The organism is Novosphingopyxis sp. YJ-S2-01, from assembly GCF_016093175.1.
GTDB lineage: Bacteria > Pseudomonadota > Alphaproteobacteria > Sphingomonadales > Sphingomonadaceae > Novosphingopyxis > Novosphingopyxis iocasae.
This window is the reverse complement of sequence record NZ_JAEDAI010000001.1, coordinates 2,696,351-2,713,745: the sequence shown is the minus strand read 5'-3', so window position 1 is coordinate 2,713,745 and position 17,395 is coordinate 2,696,351. Positions and strand designations below refer to the sequence as shown.

Genomic DNA, 17,395 nt, shown 5'->3' with positions numbered 1-17,395 from the left:
CAGGTCAGTCTCACCTAGTTCAATACAGCGTCAATCTTTTGAATAGGTCGATATAAAGCGGCGCGGCTCGCTGCGCGGTGAATTGCATGGCCCGCTCCAGCATGGCTGCGTGATCCGGCTTGGCATGGCGAAGCGATTCGAGGGCGCGGGCAAGGGCGGCTGCGTCCTGCACCGGCGTGAGCGTCCCGAAACCGGCAATCAGGTCCGCAATACCTAGCGCGCTGTTGGTCGTTGCGATCGGCAAGCCAGCGGCAAGCGCTTCGACCAGTACCGCCGGCAATCCTTCATAATTCGAGGCAAGGGCGAAAGCGTTGGCTTGCGCAAAAGCAGGGGCCGGGTCGGGATGATGGCCGATGAAGCGAATATCGCCCTGATGCCGCGCGGCCTGCGCCTCGAGTTGCTCGCGCAAAGGACCATCGCCGACGATCGTCAGCCGATCATCGGGCCGTGCAATGCGGCAAAAAGCTTCGATCAGCAGGCTGACATTCTTTTGCGGGGCGAGGCGGCCCACAGTCAGTAGACATAGAGGGGCATTCGGTGTGTCGGCGAAGCCGCCACCGGCATTGTGCAGCCTCTCCAGATGCACCGCATCCGCCGCAGGATTGGCGACGATAGCAATCTTGCCGGGGACGATCCCGATATCTGCCAGCAGCGCCGCGCTCGCACCATCTGGCGCGACGAAGCAATCGGTCCAGGCGCCTTGGGCTTTCAGCCAAAGCTGGCTCGCGCGCGTCGCAAGGGGATGACCGGGGTGCAGCGGCGCGTTGGATAACTTCATGGCAAAGGGCAGCTTGCCGATCGCCCCGCGCCGCCGCGCCAGTGCAAAGGGGAGCGCATAGGTTTGGCCGCCTGCGAACAGAATATCGGGGACAAAGCTCTGTGCGTCATGACGCAGCTGCGCCGCCAGTTTTAGCGCACTGGCGCTCTGCTCCACTGGACATCGCACGTCGTGGCCGAGATCGCGCCATGCCGCGACCAGACGTTCGAGCGCGCGCTCCGAGCCGCCCCGATGGCGGCCATAATGGCCGGTAAGGATCCGCATATGGTAAGGGGCGGTAAACCGGCGGGGTGCCGTGCTCAAGTGGCGGGCAGGGAGCCTGTGCTATCGGCGGCAAGCTCCGCCTTGACCGCTTCGCGTTGTTTTCGCTTGCGGATCGCTGCTCTGCGCTCGGCCGCGCGCTGCTTGGCACGGCTGGAACGGCGCTCGAGGAAAACCTTTAGCATCGCGACGATCGGATCGGCCAGCGCGAGCCCCAATAGGCCAAACAGCGTACCGAAAAGAATCTGCGCGCCGAGCACCAGCGCAGGAGCAAGGTCGACCGCCCGTTTGGCCACCATCGGCACGATTACATAGCCGTCGATCCCTTGCACGATCAGATAGACGACAAGCGCATAGAGGCCTGTTTCGGTGCTGGTGGAAAATCCCACGAGAATGATGAGCGCTCCCGATATGATGGCCCCGATATTGGGCAGAAACGCCAGCAGACCGGTCAGGATGCCGAGCAGCGCCGCCATCGGCACTCCGCCCGCCCACAGCAGCACCCAGGTGCCGATGCCCTCCACCGCCATGCCGATCAGGCGGCCGGCCATGAGTCGGCGCAGCGTCCAGCCGATCTTTTCCATCGTGCCGTAGAAATGCTCGCGCTCGGCCATCGGCAGCATCCATGCGAGGCCATGTTCGTAAAGACGCGGCTCGGCGGCAAAGAAGATCGCGAGTACCAGCATCATGGAGAGGCCGGCCACCGCGCCCACGAAACTGGTGACAGCGGCGGTGACGGGGCCCAGCGAGCTGAACGCCTGATCGGCAAAGCCCATCAGATCCTGCGGCTTGAACGCGAAGCCCAGAGAGCGAGCATAGTCGCCCGCCGCTTCCATCTGCACGAGCATCACCTCCTGCAGCGAGCTGGCCTGCGCGCTCAGCTCCGATCCCATGCGGAACACCGTCCAGAGAATGAAGGCGGTGGCGGCCAGCACGACGATGGCGAGGCGTATGCCGCGCGGGGCAGGCATGACGCGTCCCAGAAGGCGCGTGCCTCCGTCGAGCATCGAACCGACGACGATGCCGCCGATGATCAGCAGGATCGGCTGGGCGAGATAGGCCGCAACGCCGATGGCCAGCGCGGTGCCGAGCCAGACGAGCGCGCGCTTGAATTCCGTTCGCAGGACCGGATCGTAGAGCTCAGTAGGGCCGACCGATTCGATATGGTCGTCGGCCTCCTCCGGCTCGTTCACTGCGGCGATCCGGGAAGCTGCCCCTGGCCTTGGGGACCATTGTCTATCGGTACGGGCACATGCGCGGGATGGAGGCTGCGCCAGGCGCGACCCTCACGCAGCGCGCCGAACCATGTGAGCGGGTTCCAGGTCTCGCTGCCGTCGAGCGAGAAGGTGATGAACTCCGCACGCCCCCCGATATTCTCGATCGGCACCGGTCCGCCCAGTCCCTCGGGCAGAGGTACGCGGCTGTCCGCGCTGTTGTCGCGATTGTCGCCCATCAGGTAGACATGGCCTTCCGGAATAACGACCGGCGGCACGTTGTCGGTGCTCTGGCGGCGTGCATCAAGGATATTGTAGGTGGCGCCATTCGGCAGAGTCTCGCGCACCGTGTTGACATAACACAGCAATTTGCCGTCCGGGCCTGGCTGACGCGCGCCGGGAAATTCCTGTTCGGTGCAGGGATTGTTTTCATCCACCGGGATGGGATCGCTTGCCACCGATTCCTGCGGTACGGGTTTGCCGTTCAGGATGATCTGCCCCTCGCGCACCTCAAGGATGTCGCCCGGCAGGCCGATGACGCGCTTGATCCAGTCTTCCTTGCGCGGCCCCGGAGGGTTCAGGATCACAATATCGCCGCGCTCCGGTACGCTGCCGAACAGTCGGCCCTTCATCGGCGGCAGGATGCGGAAGCTGGGCGAAACCCAGCTATAGCCATAGGGAAATTTGGAAACGATCAGACGGTCGCCCACCAAGAGCGTGTTCATCATCGAAGAAGACGGGATGTAGAACGGTTTTGCCACAAACGTGTGGAAGGCGAGCACCGCGATCACCAGGATCAGCAGTCCCTTGATCTCGCTCCACCAGTCGATCGGCGCCTTTTCCTTCTTGGCGCCTTTCGACCCGGTCGGCGCGGAGCCGTCGGTCGTTTCGATGTCTGTGGCCTTGTCCGACAAGAAATTGCGAGCCTTCTAGAAGATGGGGAGCGCGCGCTTTACCGGCATCAGCCCCCTTTGGGCAACGCTTCGATGATCACGAAGGCCTGCGCCCATGGATGATCGTCGGTGAGCGTCAAATGAACATGCGCTTCGTGACCATCGGGTATCATTTTGTCCAGCGCCGCTTTAGCGCCGCCTTCGAGATGCAGCGTGGGCGCGCCCGAGGGTTTGTTGATCACGCCGATGTCCTTCATGAACACCCCCCGGCGAAAACCGGTGCCCACCGCCTTGGAGAACGCCTCCTTGGCGGCGAAGCGCTTGGCGTAGGTGCCTGCGATCGTGAACGGCCGCCGCCGCGCCTTGGCGCGCTCGGTCTCGGTGAATACACGAGTTTCGAAACGTTCGCCGAAACGGTCCAGAGAATTCTGGATTCGCTCGATATTGCAGAGGTCCGAACCTAGGCCGACGATCATCAGCGTGCCTCGTCCATCAGTTCGCGCATACGGCGCACGGCGGGCTCGAGCCCGGTAAAGATCGCCTCTCCGATCAAATAATGGCCGATATTCAGTTCGGCGAGCTGCGGTATCGCAGCAATCGGCGTGACATTGTCATAGGTCAGGCCATGGCCGGCATGCGGCTCGATACCGTTTTTCGCGGCCAATGCGGCGGCATTCGCGATCCGGGTGAGTTCCTGCGTGCGTTCTTCACCTTCTGCGAGCGCGTAGGCGCCGGTGTGGAACTCGACGACGGGCGCGCCCAAACGGATCGCCGCCTCGATCTGGCGGGCCTCGGGTTCGATGAACAGGCTTACGCGGATGCCGGCGGCGCCCAGCCGATCGACATAGCGCACCAGCGTGTTGTGCATGGCGGCAGCGTCCAGGCCGCCCTCGGTTGTGCGCTCCTCGCGCTTTTCAGGAACGATGCAGGCGGCATGCGGCCGGTGGCGCAGCGCGATCTCCAGCATCTCATCGGTGGCCGCCATCTCCAGATTGAGGGGGAGGGCGGTGGCCTCCTGAATGCGCGCGATATCCGCATCGCGGATATGACGCCGGTCCTCACGCAGATGTGCGGTAATGCCGTCGCCCCCCACGCGCGCCACGATCTCGGCCGCGCGTACAGGATCAGGATGATCGCCGCCGCGCGCATTTCGCACCGTCGCGACATGATCGATATTGACGCCGAGGCGCAGGCGATCCGGGCTAGCCATGCAGGATGTCCCGGCTCAGCTCTTGCGGCTTCCGGGCTTTTCCGCCGGGATGGCGGCAAGCTCTTCGGGCACTTCTTCGGGCGCGTAGGTGGGCATGTTGATCGCCACCAACGGGAAGAAGGGCACGCCCAGGTCTGCGCTTCCAGCAGAACGATCGACCAGAGAAGCCTCTGCGATTACTCGTCCGCCGGCAGCTTCGGCCGCGGCAATCGCCTCGCGCGAGGATTTGCCGGTGGTGACGACGTCCTCCACCATCAGCACCTTCGCGCCAGTCGCCAGCGAGAAACCGCGGCGCAGCTCGAACGTACCCTCCGGTCGTTCCAGGAAGATAGCGTCCTTGCCCAGCGCGCGGCCGATCTCGTGCCCGATGATGAGGCCGCCCATGGCGGGTGACACCACCACGTCGATCTCGGAGCGAATGTCCCGCGGGATCTTCTGGATTGTCGCCAGCGCAAGCCGAGCGGCACGCTCCGGATTCATCAGCACGCGCGCGCATTGAAGGTAGTGCGCACTGTGGCGACCGGAGGAAAGGAGGAAATGTCCTTCCAGCAGCGCATCGCAGGCGCGGAATTCGGCAAGGACCTCGGTTTCGTCCATGGTAAGAGCGTCGCTCCATTAAGATTCATGACGTTTCCGCAACGGAACGAGTCGCGGATTTCAGCGGAAAGTCGGGGGTTACCCGCCGACGAAAAAACGCCTAGTTAAGCTTGAGACGGGATGCAACCGTGGCTATAGGCCGCTTGCCTTCCGCTTCCGCATCAGTGCCATGGTCCGCGCCTGAAGGCTGCGGATGGGTGCGTCGGAAGCGGCAACGAATCAAAACGGGGAACCGGGATCTTCCGAATGAAAAGTCCAAAGACGCTATTGATCGCTTTCGCGCTGGCCTTGATGCCCGCGGCCGCTGGCGCCACGGTCTCGCCGGCCAACAGCGTGCCGGCTGAGGCTGCGCCGCAAGAAACGGCAGCGCCGTTGCCGCAGCCGGGCCAGGCTACCGAGGGTTCGATCGATACGCAGCCTGCGGCGGAAAATCCTGGCGACAATCCCGCGGCCGACGGCGCGCTGCCCGGTTATACGCCGATGAAGCCGACGCCCGGCATCGGCATGCCGGAATCGCAGGAGCTGAACTTCCAGGAACAGTTCAGCGACAACGGCAAATATGCCAAGAACATCAATACCTATGTGCTGCTGCCGCTCTGCATCATCATCTCTTTGGTGGTGCTTGCCCTTCTGGCCTGGGTGATCGTGCGCTACCGCCGCGGTGCCAATCAGGAGCCTTCGCGCACCACGCACAACACGCTGGTGGAGGTGATCTGGACGCTGGTTCCCGCACTGATCCTGGTGGGTATTGCGATCCCATCGATCGACCTGCTGGCCAAGCAATATGATCCCGCGCCAAAGGATGCGGTGACGATCAAGGCGACCGGCTATCAGTGGTACTGGGGTTACAGCTATCCCGATAATGGCGGTTTCGAGGTAATCTCGAACATGCTGCCCGAGGACCAGGCCAAGGCGCGCGGTGAGCCTTATCTGCTCGCGGTTGACAATCGCATGGTCGTGCCCGCCGGCGTTCCGCTGCGTATTCAGACCACCGGTGCGGACGTGATCCACAGCTTTGCCGTTCCCTCGCTCTGGTTTAAGCTCGATGCCGTTCCCGGCCGTCTGAACGAGAAGGAACTGACCATCACCAAGCCTGGCGTCTATTACGGCCAGTGTTCCGAGCTTTGCGGCGCCCGCCACGGCTTCATGCCGATCACGGTCGAAGCGCTGCCGATGCCGCAATTCGAAGCCTGGGTTCGCGCGCAGGGCGGTACCATGCCCGGCGACGAGACCGATCAGCCGACCACCGAGGCCGCCGATGCGCTGCCCAAGGAAGGAGGCGTTTCCACCAGCAATCCCGCGGCTCTCCAGCAGGAAGCCGGGCAGCCCGGCGCTGCCACGAACGTAGCCGAGTAAGGACCGCAAGCCATGACCACCATCGCTGCCACTCCGGGCGATTTTTCGCACGAACACGACCATCATGACGCGGACCACAAGCCTAGCTTCTTCGCGCGCTGGTTCATGTCCACCAACCATAAGGACATCGGAACGCTGTATCTGATCTTCGCGATTACCGCGGGACTGATCGGCGGCGCGATTTCCGGCCTGATGCGCGCCGAGCTCGCCGAGCCCGGCATCCAGTATCTCCAGACCTGGGCAAGCTGGCATAACGGCATGATGGGCGGTGCTGCCGCCAGCCTGGACGAAGCCTATCACATGTGGAACGTCCTGATCACGGCGCACGGCCTGATCATGGTGTTCTTCATGGTGATGCCAGCCATGATCGGCGGCTTCGGCAACTGGTTCATTCCGCTGATGATCGGCGCGCCGGACATGGCGTTCCCGCGCATGAACAATGTCAGCTTCTGGCTGACTGCGGTGGCATTCGTGATGCTGCTGGGTTCCAGCTTCGTGCCGGGCGGTACGGGCTTGGGTGCGGGCACCGGTTGGACGGTCTATGCGCCGCTCTCCACCTCGGGCTCGATCGGACCGGCCGTGGATATGGCCATCTTCTCGCTCCACCTTGCGGGCGCGGCCTCGATCCTCGGTGCGATCAACTTCATCGCCACCATCCTTAACATGCGTGCGCCGGGCATGACCCTGCACAAGATGCCGCTGTTCGTATGGTCGGTTCTGGTCACCGCCTTCCTGCTGCTGCTGGCGCTTCCGGTGCTCGCCGCGGCGATCACGATGCTGCTGGTGGACCGTAACTTCGGCGGTGCGTTCTTCGATGCCGCTGCCGGCGGTGATCCGATCCTGTATCAGCACCTCTTCTGGTTCTTCGGCCATCCGGAGGTCTACATCATGATCTTGCCCGGGTTCGGCATGATCAGCCAGATCGTGGCGACGTTCAGCCGCAAGCCTGTCTTCGGTTATCTCGGCATGGCCTATGCCATGGTGATGATCGGCGTGATCGGCTTCGTCGTCTGGGCGCACCACATGTTCACCACCGGCCTCAGCGTGAACGTGAAGATGTACTTCACGGCCGCGACGATGGTGATCGCGGTGCCCACCGGCATCAAGATCTTTAGCTGGGTTGCAACGATGTGGGGCGGTTCGATCAGCTTCAAGACCCCGATGGTCTGGGCGCTGGGCTTCATCTTCATGTTCACCGTGGGCGGCGTGACGGGCGTCGTGCTCGCCAATGGCGGCATCGACGATGCGCTGCACGACACCTACTATGTGGTCGCGCACTTCCACTATGTGCTCTCGCTGGGTGCGGTGTTCTCGCTCTTCGCCGGGTTCTACTACTGGTTCCCGAAAATGAGCGGCAAGATGTACAGCGAGTTCCTCGGTCAGCTGCACTTCTGGGTGTTCTTCATCGGCGTGAACATCATCTTCTTCCCGATGCACTTCCTTGGCCAGTCGGGTATGCCGCGCCGTATCCCGGACTATCCGCAGGCCTTTGCCTATTTCAACAACATCGCTTCGATCGGTTACATGATCATGGCGGTGGGCGTAGTGATCTTCCTCGTGAACATCATCTATTCGCTGGCTGCCGGCCGCCGCGCTGAGGGCAATCCTTGGGGCGAAGGCGCAACGACGCTGGAATGGACGCTGTCCAGCCCGCCGCCGTTCCACCAGTTCGAGACGCTGCCGCACGTCAAGTGAGGCGCCATCTCGAACGCTAGTTAAAGCCGTTCGGGCCGGGTCTGTCGAAGTCTGCTCACTCTTCAGAGAGTGAGAGGTTCGACAGGCCCGGCATCGGCGGTTACGGTACGACAGGTATGAACACAGGCGAGAAACCTTTTGCCATGACGGGCGTGTCGGCGCGCGACGCCGCAATGCCGTCTCACTGGCGGGATTTCTGGGCGCTCACCAAGCCCCGGGTGATGAGCCTCGTCGTGTTCACGGCGCTTTGCGGCCTGCTTGCGGCGCCGGGCCATATCCACCCGATTCTAGGTTTCACCGCGATTTTGTGTATCGCAGTCGCCGCCGGGGCCAGCGGCGCGCTCAATATGTGGTACGAGGCGGATATCGACGCCAGGATGAAGCGCACCAAGGGCCGTCCGCTGCCCGCTGGCCGCATGAACCGCGATGCCGCTTTGCAATTCGGCTTGATCCTCTCCGGCTTCTCGGTCGCGACGATGGGGCTGGCCGTGAACTGGCTTTCCGCCGGACTGCTGGCCTTTTCGATCTGGTTCTATGCTGTCGTCTATACGATGTGGCTGAAGCGCGCGACGCCGCAGAACATCGTGATCGGCGGCGCGGCGGGCGCATTTCCGCCGGTGATCGGCTGGGCCGCGGTGACGGGGGACGTCACGCTGCTGCCGATCCTGATGTTCGCGATCATCTTCCTCTGGACGCCGCCGCATTTTTGGTCGCTCGCGCTGTTCGTGAACGCCGATTATACCGAAGCCGGTGTTCCGATGTTGCCGGTGGTGAAGGGCCGTCAGGCGACGCGCCATCAGATTTTCTGGTACAGCTTCCCCATGGCCGCCGCGGCAATCGCGCCCGGGCTCCTTGGCATGACGGGCTGGCTTTATCTGGGTGGTTCGATCGCGCTAAACGCGGTGTTCCTCGTCTATGCTTTTGCCGTCTGGCGCAACCGGGCGGAAAGCACGTCCGAGATGAAGCCGGAAAAGAAGCTGTTCGGCTATTCGATCCTTTATCTTTTCGCTTTGTTCGCCCTGCTCGCGGCGGACCGGATGATCTTTGCATGACCGAACCGGACGATCACGACTTCACCCGCGAAGAGTCCGAGCGGATCCGTGCCGGACAGCAGTCGCGCGCGAACATGCTGGCCATTGTCCTGCTGGCGCTCGCCGTGCTGTTTTTCGCGATCACCTGCGTCAAGATCGGAGGGTGGCTATGAGCACACAGCCCGTCGATTCCGCCGCCGCGCGCCGTAACAAGCGCACCGGCTTCGTCATGGCCACGGTTGCCGCGGGCATGGTGGGCCTGGGTTTTGCATCCGTCCCGCTTTACCGCATCTTTTGCCAGGCGACCGGCCTCAACGGCACGGTAAGCCGCGCCGAGGCGAGCGAGCTGGACTTCAGCAAGGCCATTGAAGGCAACACCATGCAGGTGCGCTTTGATGCCAATCATCGCGGCGATCTGCCCTGGAATTTCCGGCCCGAGCATCCGACCGACACCGCCACCATCGGCGCGCGCGACATGGCGATCTTTATTGCCAAGAACAATTCGGACCATGCGGTCACCGGCACGGCCACCTACAATGTCACGCCCGAGCAGGCGGCCAAATATTTCACGAAGATTCAGTGTTTTTGCTTCACCCAGCAGACGCTGCAGCCCGGCGAGCAGGTGCGCATGCCGGTGATTTTTCACATCGACCCGAAGATCATGACGGATCCTGACACCAAGACGGTGGAAGAGATCACGCTGAGCTACACCTTCTACCCGGTAGACCCGGACAAACAGGGCGGCTAAGGCTGCCATTAACACAGCACGCGCGCATCGAACGAACGCGCGAAAAAGGACCACAGGGAAGCGACACAGACCATGGCTGGTACCAAGAACCACGATTATCATATTCTGCCGACCTCGCCCAATCCGCTGATCGGCAGCGTGGCGGCGATGGTCATGTTCTTCGGGCTCGTCCGCTGGATGCACGACATGCCTTATGGTGTGGCGATCTGGGCGGTCGGCGTCGTCGGCGTGATCTACACCTTCTTCGCCTGGTGGGGTGATGTGATCGCGGAAAGCCATGCGGGTGATCACACGCCGGTGGTTCAGCTGCACCTGCGCTACGGCATGATCCTGTTCATCGCCTCCGAGGTCATGTTCTTCGTGGGCTGGTTCTGGGCCTGGTTCGACTTTTCCCTGTTCCCGTCGGCCGCAGAAGTGGTTGGTGGCCAGTGGCCGCCGGCAGGCGTCGAAGTGCTCGATCCGCTCAAGCTGCCGCTGCTCAACACGCTGATCCTGCTATGCTCAGGCACCACCGTTACCTGGGCGCACCATTCGCTGCTGCACGGAGATCGTCAGGGCCTGATCCGCGGCCTGGGCCTCACCATCATTCTGGGCATCGCCTTTTCGACCTTCCAGCTGGTCGAATATATCGAGGCGCCGTTCTCCTTCGCCGGCCTCAACTACGGCTCGGCCTTCTTCATGGCGACGGGTTTTCACGGCGCGCATGTTCTGATCGGCACCATCTTCCTGATTGTCTGCCTGGTTCGCGCGATCCGCGGTGACTTCACCCCGGAAAAGCATTTCGGCTTCGAAGCGGCGGCTTGGTACTGGCACTTCGTTGACGTCGTCTGGCTGTTCCTTTTCATCGTGATCTACGTGTGGGGCGGCTGGGGCGCACCCGTCTACGGCGGGTGATCGCGCAGCGTCGGAATGCCTGATGGCGGATGAGCCGCCACGCCTGATCGATGCAAGCCTGAAGGGTCTGTGCCCCCGTTGCGGAGCGCGGACCCTTTATGCAGGGCTGCTGCGCTTCGCGCCCAAATGTTCGAACTGCGGCCTGGACTATAGCCGCTTCAATGTCGGCGACGGCGCGTCCGCCGCGCTGATCCTGTTGATCGAGACGCTGTTCGTGATCGCCGCGATCATCGTTCAGCTCAGCTTTTCGCCGCCCTTTTGGGTGCACATCATCCTGTGGGTGCCTCTCGCGACGGCAGCCACCATTCTTGCGCTGCGCGGCAGCAAGGCCGCGATGCTGTGGCTGGAATATAAGAATGATGCGGGTGAGGGGCGCTCGGGATGAAGTTCCCGCTGGTTCCAACGATCTTGGTCGGCGCTGCGGTGGCGCTGATGATCGGCCTCGGCATCTGGCAACTCCAGCGCAAGGCTGAAAAGGAAGCGCTGCTCGCCAGCTACGCCGCTGCCGAAAATCAGCCGCCGGTCAGCTGGCAGGCGAGCCTGCCGCCCGCTGAGCCGAAACTCTATCGCCGCAGCAGCGTCAATTGCATCGGCGTCGTCGGCTGGCAGACGGTGGCCGGGCGCAGCGTAGATGGGGAGGCGGGATTCGCGCAAATCGCGGAATGTCGCACCGGCGGTATGGAAGGGCCGGGCGCGAAGGTGGCTGTTGGCTGGACCGAGCGGCCGGAGCAGCCGAAATGGACCGGCGGCATCGTCGATGGTGTGATCGCTCCCTTCGGGAAGGAGATCAAGCTGGTCTCCGATAGCGCGGTCCCCGGCACCAAACCTCTGGCACCGCCTTCGTTGGAGGATGTGCCGAACAACCATCTGAGCTATGCCGTGCAGTGGTTCCTCTTCGCAGCGATTGCAGCGCTGATTTACGTATTGGCGCTGCGGCGTAAACAGCGGGACGAAGCATAGCTTCCGGCAGCGACCAGCCGTGACGATAGCACCCGAATGAAGCGCAAACTTGCCGCTCCGGTGAGTCGGGGCTAGTCCGGCGCGCATGGACTATATCAGCACCAGAGGGAGCGCACCGGCGCTCGATTTCGAGCAGGTGACGCTGGCGGGGCTCGCGAGCGATGGGGGACTCTATGTCCCGCGCACATGGCCAAAATGGAGCGCGGCCGATTTCGAAGCGCTGCACGGCCTATCCTATATCGAAACCGCGGTGCGCGTCATGGGCGCGTTCACTGGCGATGCGCTTACCGAAGAGGAACTGCGGGCGCTGGCAACCGAAGCCTATTCCGGTTTTGCGCATGATGCGGTCACGCCGCTGAAGCAGCTCGACGGGCGGCAGTGGCTGCTGGAGCTGTTTCACGGCCCCACGCTGGCCTTCAAGGACGTGGCGCTGCAGATGCTGGGCGGCCTGTTCGAGACCTTCCTGGCGCGCAGCGGCAAGGCGCTGACCATCGTCGGCGCGACGTCCGGCGATACTGGCTCCGCGGCCATTCAGGCGCTGGCAGGCCGCGAGAATATCGAGATTTTCATGCTGCATCCGCATGAGCGGATCACCGACGTGCAGCGCCGCCAGATGACGACGATCCACGCGCCCAATGTCCACAATATCGCGATCCAGGGCAGCTTCGACGATGCGCAGGCGATGGTGAAGCGCGTCTTCGGCGATGAGGACATGCGCGCGAAGTTCACCATCTCGGCGGTCAATTCGATCAACTGGGCGCGGCTGATGGCGCAGATCGTCTATTATGTCTGGGCCGCCGTTCAGCTGGGCGCGCCGCATCGGCGCATCGCCTTTTCCGTGCCGACCGGCAATTTCGGCGATGCGTTCGCCGGCTATGCCGCAGCGCAAATGGGCCTGCCGGTGGAGCGCATCATCGTCGCAACCAACGCCAACGACATCATGCACCGCGCCTTTTCGAGCGGCGACTACTCGAAGGGCGACGTGCAGGCCACCGTCGCGCCGTCCATGGACATCCAGATCGCCAGCAATTTCGAACGGCTGCTGTTCGATATGGAGGGTCGCGACGGCGGGAAGACCAAGGCGCGCATGGCCGATTTCGACGGCAGCGGGAAGATGGCGATCGGTGCCGATCTGCTGGAAAAGGCCGCGCTCTTCTCCTCCGCGCGTGCGGACGGAGACGATATGGCCATGGCGATGCGCTGGGCGCAGGAACATTGCGGCGAGCTGATCGATCCGCACACCGCCGCCGGCCTCCAGGCCGCGCGCGCTGCCGATCTGCCGGACGGTGTGCCGGTGGTGACGCTGGCGACCGCGCATCCCGCGAAGTTCCGCGAGGCGGTTGAGCGTGCCACGGGCGTGCGTCCCGCGCTGCCGGGCCGCGTCGGCCACCTGTTCGAGCGAGAGGAGCGCTTCGATATCCTGCCCGCCGACTATGACGCGGTGAAGGATTTCATCACCGGCAAGGCCGTGCCGTCCGTCTAATGGCCGACTTTTTGACAATGATCTCCGAGCCGCGCGGCGATTACCGGCTGCTCGACAGCGGCGGTGGTCGCAAATGGGAGGCCTATGGCGACGTCCGCGTGATCCGCCCGGAGCCGCAGGCGCTGTGGGCACCGGCGGGGGAGGATTGGCCTGCCGATGCAGAGTTCGTGCCCGGCGCGGACGAGGATGGCGGCGGACGCTGGGAGCATCACGGGGGCAAGGCCTCGGGCGAATGGACGCTCGGCTGGGAAGAGGTCCGTTTCGCCGCGCACTGCACGCCGTTTCGCCATCTCGGCTATTTCCCGGACATGGCGCCGGTGTGGCACTGGATGCGTGCGCGCATCGCGGACAAGGCCGATCCGGAATGCCTGAACATGTTCGGCTATACCGGTGTCGGCACGCTTGCGCTGTCCGCCGCGGGCGCGCGCATGGTGCATGTCGATGCGTCCAAGAAATCGGTGAAGGCCGCGCGCGAGAATGCCGCGCTGTCCGGCATGGAAGACCGGCCCGTCCGCTGGATCGTCGAGGACGCCGCCAAGTTCGCTGCGCGTGAAGTGCGGCGCGGGCGGCGCTATGACGGGATCATCCTCGATCCGCCCAAATATGGCCGGGGGCCGGGCGGCGAAGTGTGGCAGTTGGAAGAAGGCCTGCCCGGCCTGATCGCCGATTGCCGCGCGCTGCTGGATGCGGACAGCCGCTTCTGCTTCCTCACCGTTTATGCGGTGCGCATGTCCGCGCTCGCCATTGGCGGGCTGATGCAGGATCATTTCGGTGATCTTCCCGGCAAGGTGGAATTTGGCGAACTCGCGGTGCGCGAAGAGGCGAGGGGGCGGCTGTTGCCGACCGCCATCTTCGCGCGGTGGAGCCGGGACTGAAGCCTTTCAGAAGGTGGTGAAGCGAGTTTCAAAACCGGGCCCGAACGGCTAAGCGGTGGCGCTTCGTCAACCGCCATCCGAACGGGTAATCCTTGACTGACCGCCTCACCCTTGAAGTGCATGATCTCGACGTGGATGTGCTGACCGGCATCTACAGCCAGGAAACGCACCTGCCGCAGCCGCTGCGCATCTCGATCAGTGCGGACCTGGCGATCCATCCGCATTACGAGCCCGCCACACCGCTGTCCGCCTCCAAAAACTATATGGACCTTCGCGAGGCGGCGACTGAGCTGCCCAAGGGCGTGCATTTCACGCTGGTGGAGGCCGTCGCGGACTATATCATCGACCGTGTGATGGAAGGGGACGAGCGTGTGGAGCGGGTGAAGGTGAAGATCATCAAGCTTGCCATCGCAGAAGCGGGCGAGGCGATCGGCATCACCATGGAGAGGGTGCGCAAATGAGCAGCGAAGTCCGAGCAGCTCCGCTTGCCATTGTAACGGGCGGCACCAAGCGCGTGGGCGCAGCGATCGCGGCGCGGCTGGCGCGGGAGGGCTATGCACTGGCGCTCACCAGCCATAGCGGCAGCGACCCGGAGGACGATCTGGCGGCGGTGCTGAAGGACGAAGAAACCGACTGGAAGCTTTTCGACTGCGACCTTTCCGTAACCGAAGAGACCGAGGCCCTGATAGGGCAGGTGACAACGCATTTCGGCCGCGCGCCGGACCTGCTCGTCAACAGCGTGTCGCGTTTCGAAGACGATGACTGGACCGATATCGAGGTGGACCATCTGGACGATCTGTTCGCGGTGAACCTCTATGCGCCGGTGCTGCTCGCCCGCGCGCTGGTGAAGGCTGCGCCGGACGATAGCACCCCGTGTATCGTCCACATCCTCGATCAGCGTGTGCGCAATCCCAACCGGGATCAGCTCAGCTACACCTTGTCCAAACAGGCGCTGGCCGAATCGGTGCGCACGCTGGCGGTACAATTCGGCGCGCGCGCACGCGTCGGCGGAGTGGCACCCGGCCTCGTCCTGCCGACGGATGATTATGAGGAGGGGCAGCTCAATTATATCGCCGGCAAGATGCCGCTCGGGGTGCTGCCCGATCCGGAGGATATTGCGCAGGCGGTTTTCTATCTGGCGCGCGCACGGGCGGTGACCGGACAGACGATCTTCGTCGATGGCGGCGCGCATCTTACTCATTTTACGCGCGATTTCGTGCATATGAAGCCGTCATGAAAGGCGCGTTTCTGCTGATGGTTGGGGCCTGCGCGCTGGCATCTTGCGGCGGAGACCCGATCGAGGCGGGCAGCGGCGCCAATGCGCAGCCCAAGGACAAGGATGTCGTCACGCCGGTGGTCCACGAAATCAAGATTGTGGATGCGCTCGCGACGCTGCGGCAGCACCCCGATTTTACTATTTTTGCGGATCTTGTCCGTCGATCCGGGCTCACGCCGCGGCTGACCGGCAAGGCACCGGTCACCGTGTTTGCGCCGACCGACAGCGCCTTCGACAAGCTGAGCGAGGAGCGACGCAAGGCGCTGCTCGATCCGGCGCAACGTCCGGCACTCGCCGCGTTCGTGGCTGCCCATATCCTGGTGGGGAGAGCCAGTGCGCGCGATCTTTCGGAAGCAATCCGCCGCGCCGGGCAGACGGGTCAACCCGCACAGTTCCGCACGCTCGCGGGCAAGGTGATGACTGTCACGCGCACCGATCTCAATACGGCAGGAGCGCCGCCTGCGGGCGAGGCGGACGTGCCCGAAGCCGTGCCCAGCGAAGCAACGAACGAGCTTCAGGTGAGCGAGGAAGGCGGCGGCACGTCTCTGGTGACCGCTACCGATATGGAAGCGACAAACGGCGTCGTGCATGCCCTGGAAAGCGTGCTTTAGTCCTGACGGACGGGGGCCAGCAGCTCGTTCAGTTTTTGGCCGACCCCCGCGCAGGCAATCTGTTGGGCTTGGGCTCCGCCTTTACGCCTTGATCAGCCCGATTTCGCGCAGGCGCTGTTGCAGATATTCGTCTGCCGTAATCGGATCGGGATAGCGATTGGGCCGATCCTCGCTGATGCAGCCGGGCAGCGTCTCGATTGCGAAGTCCGAGCGCGCATGCAGGAAGAAGGGCATCGAATAGCGGTGGTGATGCGCGCGCTCACCGCTGGGGTTGCGCACGCGGTGCGTGGTCGAGGGCAGGACGTGGTTGGTGAGCCGCTGCAGCATGTCGCCGACATTCACTACCAGTGCGCCTTCGGGCGGATCGACCGCGATCCATTCCCCATCTTTGCCGAGAATTTCCAGGCCTGCTTCTTCGGCACCGAGAAGCAGCGTGATGAGGTTGATGTCCTCATGCGCGCCTGCGCGGATCGCACCTTCGGGATCGCCCTCGATGGGCGGATAATGCAGTAAGCGCAGGACGCTGTTGCCGTCCTCGATCGCGTCGTCGAACCAGTCGGCAGGCAGATCGAGATAGCGCGCGATCGAGGTGAGGATACGCGCGCCGACCGCGTCCATGTCCGCGAACAGCGTCTCGAACGTCTGGCGGAAGCCGTCCGGACGATCCGGCCAGATATTGGGCGGCATCGAACCTGCCAGCCGATGCCCTTCGGGCAGCTCACGCCCGATATGCCAGAACTCCTTGAGATCGTGATGTGCCGCGCCCTTGGCGATTTCCGTCTTGAAGGGAGTATAGCCGCGCGCGCCGCCGATTGCGGGATCGTGAAACTTGCGCTTTTCCGCATCTTCCTGCTCATAAAGGCGTTCCGTCAGGTCCCAGGCTTTCTCCACCAGCTGCGCGTCCAGCCCATGATCCTTGACCATGGCGAAGCCGAAGCGGTGGAAACTGTCACCAAGCGCCTGTCCCAGCGCGTCGGCATCCAGTGTATCGAGCGAAATCAGCGGTATCTGTGTCATCGCCGCGCCATAGCAAATCGAAGGATTGAATCATGCCCCAATTTTGGCTCCTGAAGTCTGAGCCCGACGAATATGGCTGGGACGATCTGGTGGAGAACGGTTCTGCCATTTGGGAGGGTGTGCGCAATCATCAGGCTGCGAACAACCTGCGCGCGATGGAGGTTGGCGACGAAGCGTTCTTCTACCACAGCGCGATCTCTCAGCCCGCGGCGGTGGGCATCATGAAGGTGAGCGAAGCGGCGTTCGACGATCCCACCGACGAGAGTGGCAAGTGGCCCGCGGTACGCGTGGAGCCGGTGCGCAAACTGGCCCGATCGGTGACCTTGAAAGCGATGAAGGGGGAGGGCGCGCTGTCCGATCTGGCGATCATCCGCCAGTCGCGTCTTTCGGTAGCGCCGGTTCGCGCGAAGGAATGGGAAATCATCCTGAGGATGGCGGAGAACCGGGGATAAATGCGACAAACCGTTGGCCGCAAACCGGGAACAAAGGGGAAAGA

21 protein-coding genes are annotated in these 17,395 nt (G+C 63.2%); 14 read left to right on the top strand and 7 right to left on the bottom strand.

Translation table 11 applies throughout. The annotated features are described in order from the left end of the window. Positions 1 to 19 precede the first annotated feature (19 nt). From I6A82_RS13330 to pyrE, 6 genes are read right to left on the bottom strand one after another with little or no spacing between them, the layout of a single operon-like run. Entirely contained in the window at positions 20 to 1,081 is a 1,062-nt protein-coding gene (locus I6A82_RS13330; RefSeq protein WP_198095265.1) for a glycosyltransferase, read from the bottom strand. Beyond that, entirely contained in the window at positions 1,078 to 2,232 is a 1,155-nt protein-coding gene (locus I6A82_RS13325; protein ID WP_198095264.1) for an AI-2E family transporter, read from the bottom strand. Before I6A82_RS13325 ends, I6A82_RS13330 begins: the two co-directional genes overlap by 4 nt. Next, positions 2,229 to 3,167 carry a signal peptidase I gene (gene lepB / locus I6A82_RS13320; protein WP_198095263.1) on the bottom strand — a complete coding sequence of 313 codons (939 nt, stop codon included), beginning with the start codon at positions 3,165 to 3,167 and terminating at the stop codon, positions 2,229 to 2,231. The genes I6A82_RS13325 and lepB overlap by 4 nt, the downstream gene beginning before the upstream one ends. Positions 3,168 to 3,214: 47 nt before the next feature. Further along, complete coding sequence (acpS, locus tag I6A82_RS13315; protein ID WP_187336832.1) at positions 3,215 to 3,622, bottom strand: holo-ACP synthase; 408 nt, start codon at positions 3,620 to 3,622, stop codon at positions 3,215 to 3,217. Further along, complete coding sequence (locus I6A82_RS13310) at positions 3,622 to 4,356, bottom strand: pyridoxine 5'-phosphate synthase (RefSeq protein WP_198095262.1); 735 nt, start codon at positions 4,354 to 4,356, stop codon at positions 3,622 to 3,624. Before I6A82_RS13310 ends, acpS begins: the two co-directional genes overlap by 1 nt. 15 nt (positions 4,357 to 4,371) lie before the next feature. After that, positions 4,372 to 4,953 (bottom strand): orotate phosphoribosyltransferase, encoded by a 582-nt coding sequence (pyrE, locus tag I6A82_RS13305; protein ID WP_198095261.1) that lies wholly within the window; start codon positions 4,951 to 4,953, stop codon positions 4,372 to 4,374. A gap of 246 nt (positions 4,954 to 5,199) precedes the next feature. Between pyrE and coxB the strand changes: the two genes are divergently transcribed. The 13 genes from coxB to I6A82_RS13240 all read left to right on the top strand — a co-directional run bounded on the left by coxB (position 5,200) and on the right by I6A82_RS13240 (position 15,882). Continuing rightward, positions 5,200 to 6,309: a cytochrome c oxidase subunit II gene (gene coxB, locus I6A82_RS13300; RefSeq protein ID WP_187336829.1), complete on the top strand. Its 1,110-nt coding sequence runs from the start codon at positions 5,200 to 5,202 to the stop codon at positions 6,307 to 6,309. A gap of 12 nt (positions 6,310 to 6,321) precedes the next feature. Next, entirely contained in the window at positions 6,322 to 8,004 is a 1,683-nt protein-coding gene (gene ctaD / locus I6A82_RS13295; protein WP_187336828.1) for a cytochrome c oxidase subunit I, read from the top strand. Positions 8,005 to 8,120: 116 nt separating this feature from the next. Next, the gene (locus tag I6A82_RS13290) at positions 8,121 to 9,056 is read left to right on the top strand and encodes a heme o synthase (protein ID WP_232343451.1); all 936 of its coding nucleotides are present in this window, start codon (positions 8,121 to 8,123) and stop codon (positions 9,054 to 9,056) included. Next, positions 9,053 to 9,208, top strand: coding sequence for a hypothetical protein (locus tag I6A82_RS13285; protein WP_187336827.1), 156 nt, complete (start codon positions 9,053 to 9,055; stop codon positions 9,206 to 9,208). The genes I6A82_RS13290 and I6A82_RS13285 overlap by 4 nt, the downstream gene beginning before the upstream one ends. Next, positions 9,205 to 9,783, top strand: a complete 579-nt coding sequence (locus I6A82_RS13280) for a cytochrome c oxidase assembly protein (protein ID WP_187336826.1) — start codon at positions 9,205 to 9,207, stop codon at positions 9,781 to 9,783. The genes I6A82_RS13285 and I6A82_RS13280 overlap by 4 nt, the downstream gene beginning before the upstream one ends. Positions 9,784 to 9,855: 72 nt before the next feature. Continuing rightward, complete coding sequence (locus tag I6A82_RS13275; RefSeq protein WP_187336825.1) at positions 9,856 to 10,677, top strand: cytochrome c oxidase subunit 3; 822 nt, start codon at positions 9,856 to 9,858, stop codon at positions 10,675 to 10,677. Between the two features lie 22 nt (positions 10,678 to 10,699). Continuing rightward, positions 10,700 to 11,062: a DUF983 domain-containing protein gene (locus I6A82_RS13270; RefSeq protein ID WP_187336824.1), complete on the top strand. Its 363-nt coding sequence runs from the start codon at positions 10,700 to 10,702 to the stop codon at positions 11,060 to 11,062. Continuing rightward, positions 11,059 to 11,637: an SURF1 family protein gene (locus I6A82_RS13265; protein WP_198095260.1), complete on the top strand. Its 579-nt coding sequence runs from the start codon at positions 11,059 to 11,061 to the stop codon at positions 11,635 to 11,637. Before I6A82_RS13270 ends, I6A82_RS13265 begins: the two co-directional genes overlap by 4 nt. Before the next feature lie 85 nt (positions 11,638 to 11,722). Continuing rightward, positions 11,723 to 13,120 carry a threonine synthase gene (gene thrC / locus I6A82_RS13260; RefSeq protein ID WP_198095259.1) on the top strand — a complete coding sequence of 466 codons (1,398 nt, stop codon included), beginning with the start codon at positions 11,723 to 11,725 and terminating at the stop codon, positions 13,118 to 13,120. Then, complete coding sequence (locus I6A82_RS13255) at positions 13,120 to 13,995, top strand: class I SAM-dependent methyltransferase (RefSeq protein ID WP_198095258.1); 876 nt, start codon at positions 13,120 to 13,122, stop codon at positions 13,993 to 13,995. The genes thrC and I6A82_RS13255 overlap by 1 nt, the downstream gene beginning before the upstream one ends. 92 nt (positions 13,996 to 14,087) lie before the next feature. Beyond that, the gene (locus tag I6A82_RS13250) at positions 14,088 to 14,456 is read left to right on the top strand and encodes a dihydroneopterin aldolase (protein WP_198095257.1); all 369 of its coding nucleotides are present in this window, start codon (positions 14,088 to 14,090) and stop codon (positions 14,454 to 14,456) included. Then, a complete protein-coding gene (locus I6A82_RS13245) occupies positions 14,453 to 15,232 on the top strand; it encodes an SDR family oxidoreductase (protein ID WP_198095256.1) in 780 nt (259 codons plus the stop codon). The genes I6A82_RS13250 and I6A82_RS13245 overlap by 4 nt, the downstream gene beginning before the upstream one ends. Then, entirely contained in the window at positions 15,229 to 15,882 is a 654-nt protein-coding gene (locus I6A82_RS13240; protein ID WP_198095255.1) for a fasciclin domain-containing protein, read from the top strand. Before I6A82_RS13245 ends, I6A82_RS13240 begins: the two co-directional genes overlap by 4 nt. An 81-nt stretch (positions 15,883 to 15,963) precedes the next feature. Here I6A82_RS13240 and I6A82_RS13235 read toward each other — a convergent pair whose 3' ends face one another. Next, a complete protein-coding gene (locus tag I6A82_RS13235) occupies positions 15,964 to 16,899 on the bottom strand; it encodes an isopenicillin N synthase family dioxygenase (protein ID WP_198095254.1) in 936 nt (311 codons plus the stop codon). 32 nt (positions 16,900 to 16,931) lie between these two features. On the opposite strand from I6A82_RS13235, the gene I6A82_RS13230 reads away from it, so the two are divergent. After that, a complete protein-coding gene (locus tag I6A82_RS13230) occupies positions 16,932 to 17,351 on the top strand; it encodes an EVE domain-containing protein (RefSeq protein WP_198095253.1) in 420 nt (139 codons plus the stop codon). Positions 17,352 to 17,395 lie beyond the last annotated feature (44 nt).

Excerpts from the sequence above, each read along its gene's own strand:
- acpS (WP_187336832.1), bottom strand. The coding sequence starts at position 3,622 with ATGATCGTCGGCCTAGGTTCGGACCTCTGCAATATCGAGCGAATCCAG.
- I6A82_RS13310 (WP_198095262.1), bottom strand. The coding sequence starts at position 4,356 with ATGGCTAGCCCGGATCGCCTGCGCCTCGGCGTCAATATCGATCATGTC.
- pyrE (WP_198095261.1), bottom strand. The coding sequence starts at position 4,953 with ATGGACGAAACCGAGGTCCTTGCCGAATTCCGCGCCTGCGATGCGCTG.
- coxB (WP_187336829.1), top strand. The coding sequence starts at position 5,200 with ATGAAAAGTCCAAAGACGCTATTGATCGCTTTCGCGCTGGCCTTGATG.
- ctaD (WP_187336828.1), top strand. The coding sequence starts at position 6,322 with ATGACCACCATCGCTGCCACTCCGGGCGATTTTTCGCACGAACACGAC.
- I6A82_RS13290 (WP_232343451.1), top strand. The coding sequence starts at position 8,121 with ATGAACACAGGCGAGAAACCTTTTGCCATGACGGGCGTGTCGGCGCGC.
- I6A82_RS13285 (WP_187336827.1), top strand. The coding sequence starts at position 9,053 with ATGACCGAACCGGACGATCACGACTTCACCCGCGAAGAGTCCGAGCGG.
- I6A82_RS13280 (WP_187336826.1), top strand. The coding sequence starts at position 9,205 with ATGAGCACACAGCCCGTCGATTCCGCCGCCGCGCGCCGTAACAAGCGC.
- I6A82_RS13275 (WP_187336825.1), top strand. The coding sequence starts at position 9,856 with ATGGCTGGTACCAAGAACCACGATTATCATATTCTGCCGACCTCGCCC.
- I6A82_RS13270 (WP_187336824.1), top strand. The coding sequence starts at position 10,700 with ATGGCGGATGAGCCGCCACGCCTGATCGATGCAAGCCTGAAGGGTCTG.
- I6A82_RS13265 (WP_198095260.1), top strand. The coding sequence starts at position 11,059 with ATGAAGTTCCCGCTGGTTCCAACGATCTTGGTCGGCGCTGCGGTGGCG.
- thrC (WP_198095259.1), top strand. The coding sequence starts at position 11,723 with ATGGACTATATCAGCACCAGAGGGAGCGCACCGGCGCTCGATTTCGAG.
- I6A82_RS13255 (WP_198095258.1), top strand. The coding sequence starts at position 13,120 with ATGGCCGACTTTTTGACAATGATCTCCGAGCCGCGCGGCGATTACCGG.
- I6A82_RS13245 (WP_198095256.1), top strand. The coding sequence starts at position 14,453 with ATGAGCAGCGAAGTCCGAGCAGCTCCGCTTGCCATTGTAACGGGCGGC.
- I6A82_RS13240 (WP_198095255.1), top strand. The coding sequence starts at position 15,229 with ATGAAAGGCGCGTTTCTGCTGATGGTTGGGGCCTGCGCGCTGGCATCT.
- I6A82_RS13235 (WP_198095254.1), bottom strand. The coding sequence starts at position 16,899 with ATGACACAGATACCGCTGATTTCGCTCGATACACTGGATGCCGACGCG.
- I6A82_RS13230 (WP_198095253.1), top strand. The coding sequence starts at position 16,932 with ATGCCCCAATTTTGGCTCCTGAAGTCTGAGCCCGACGAATATGGCTGG.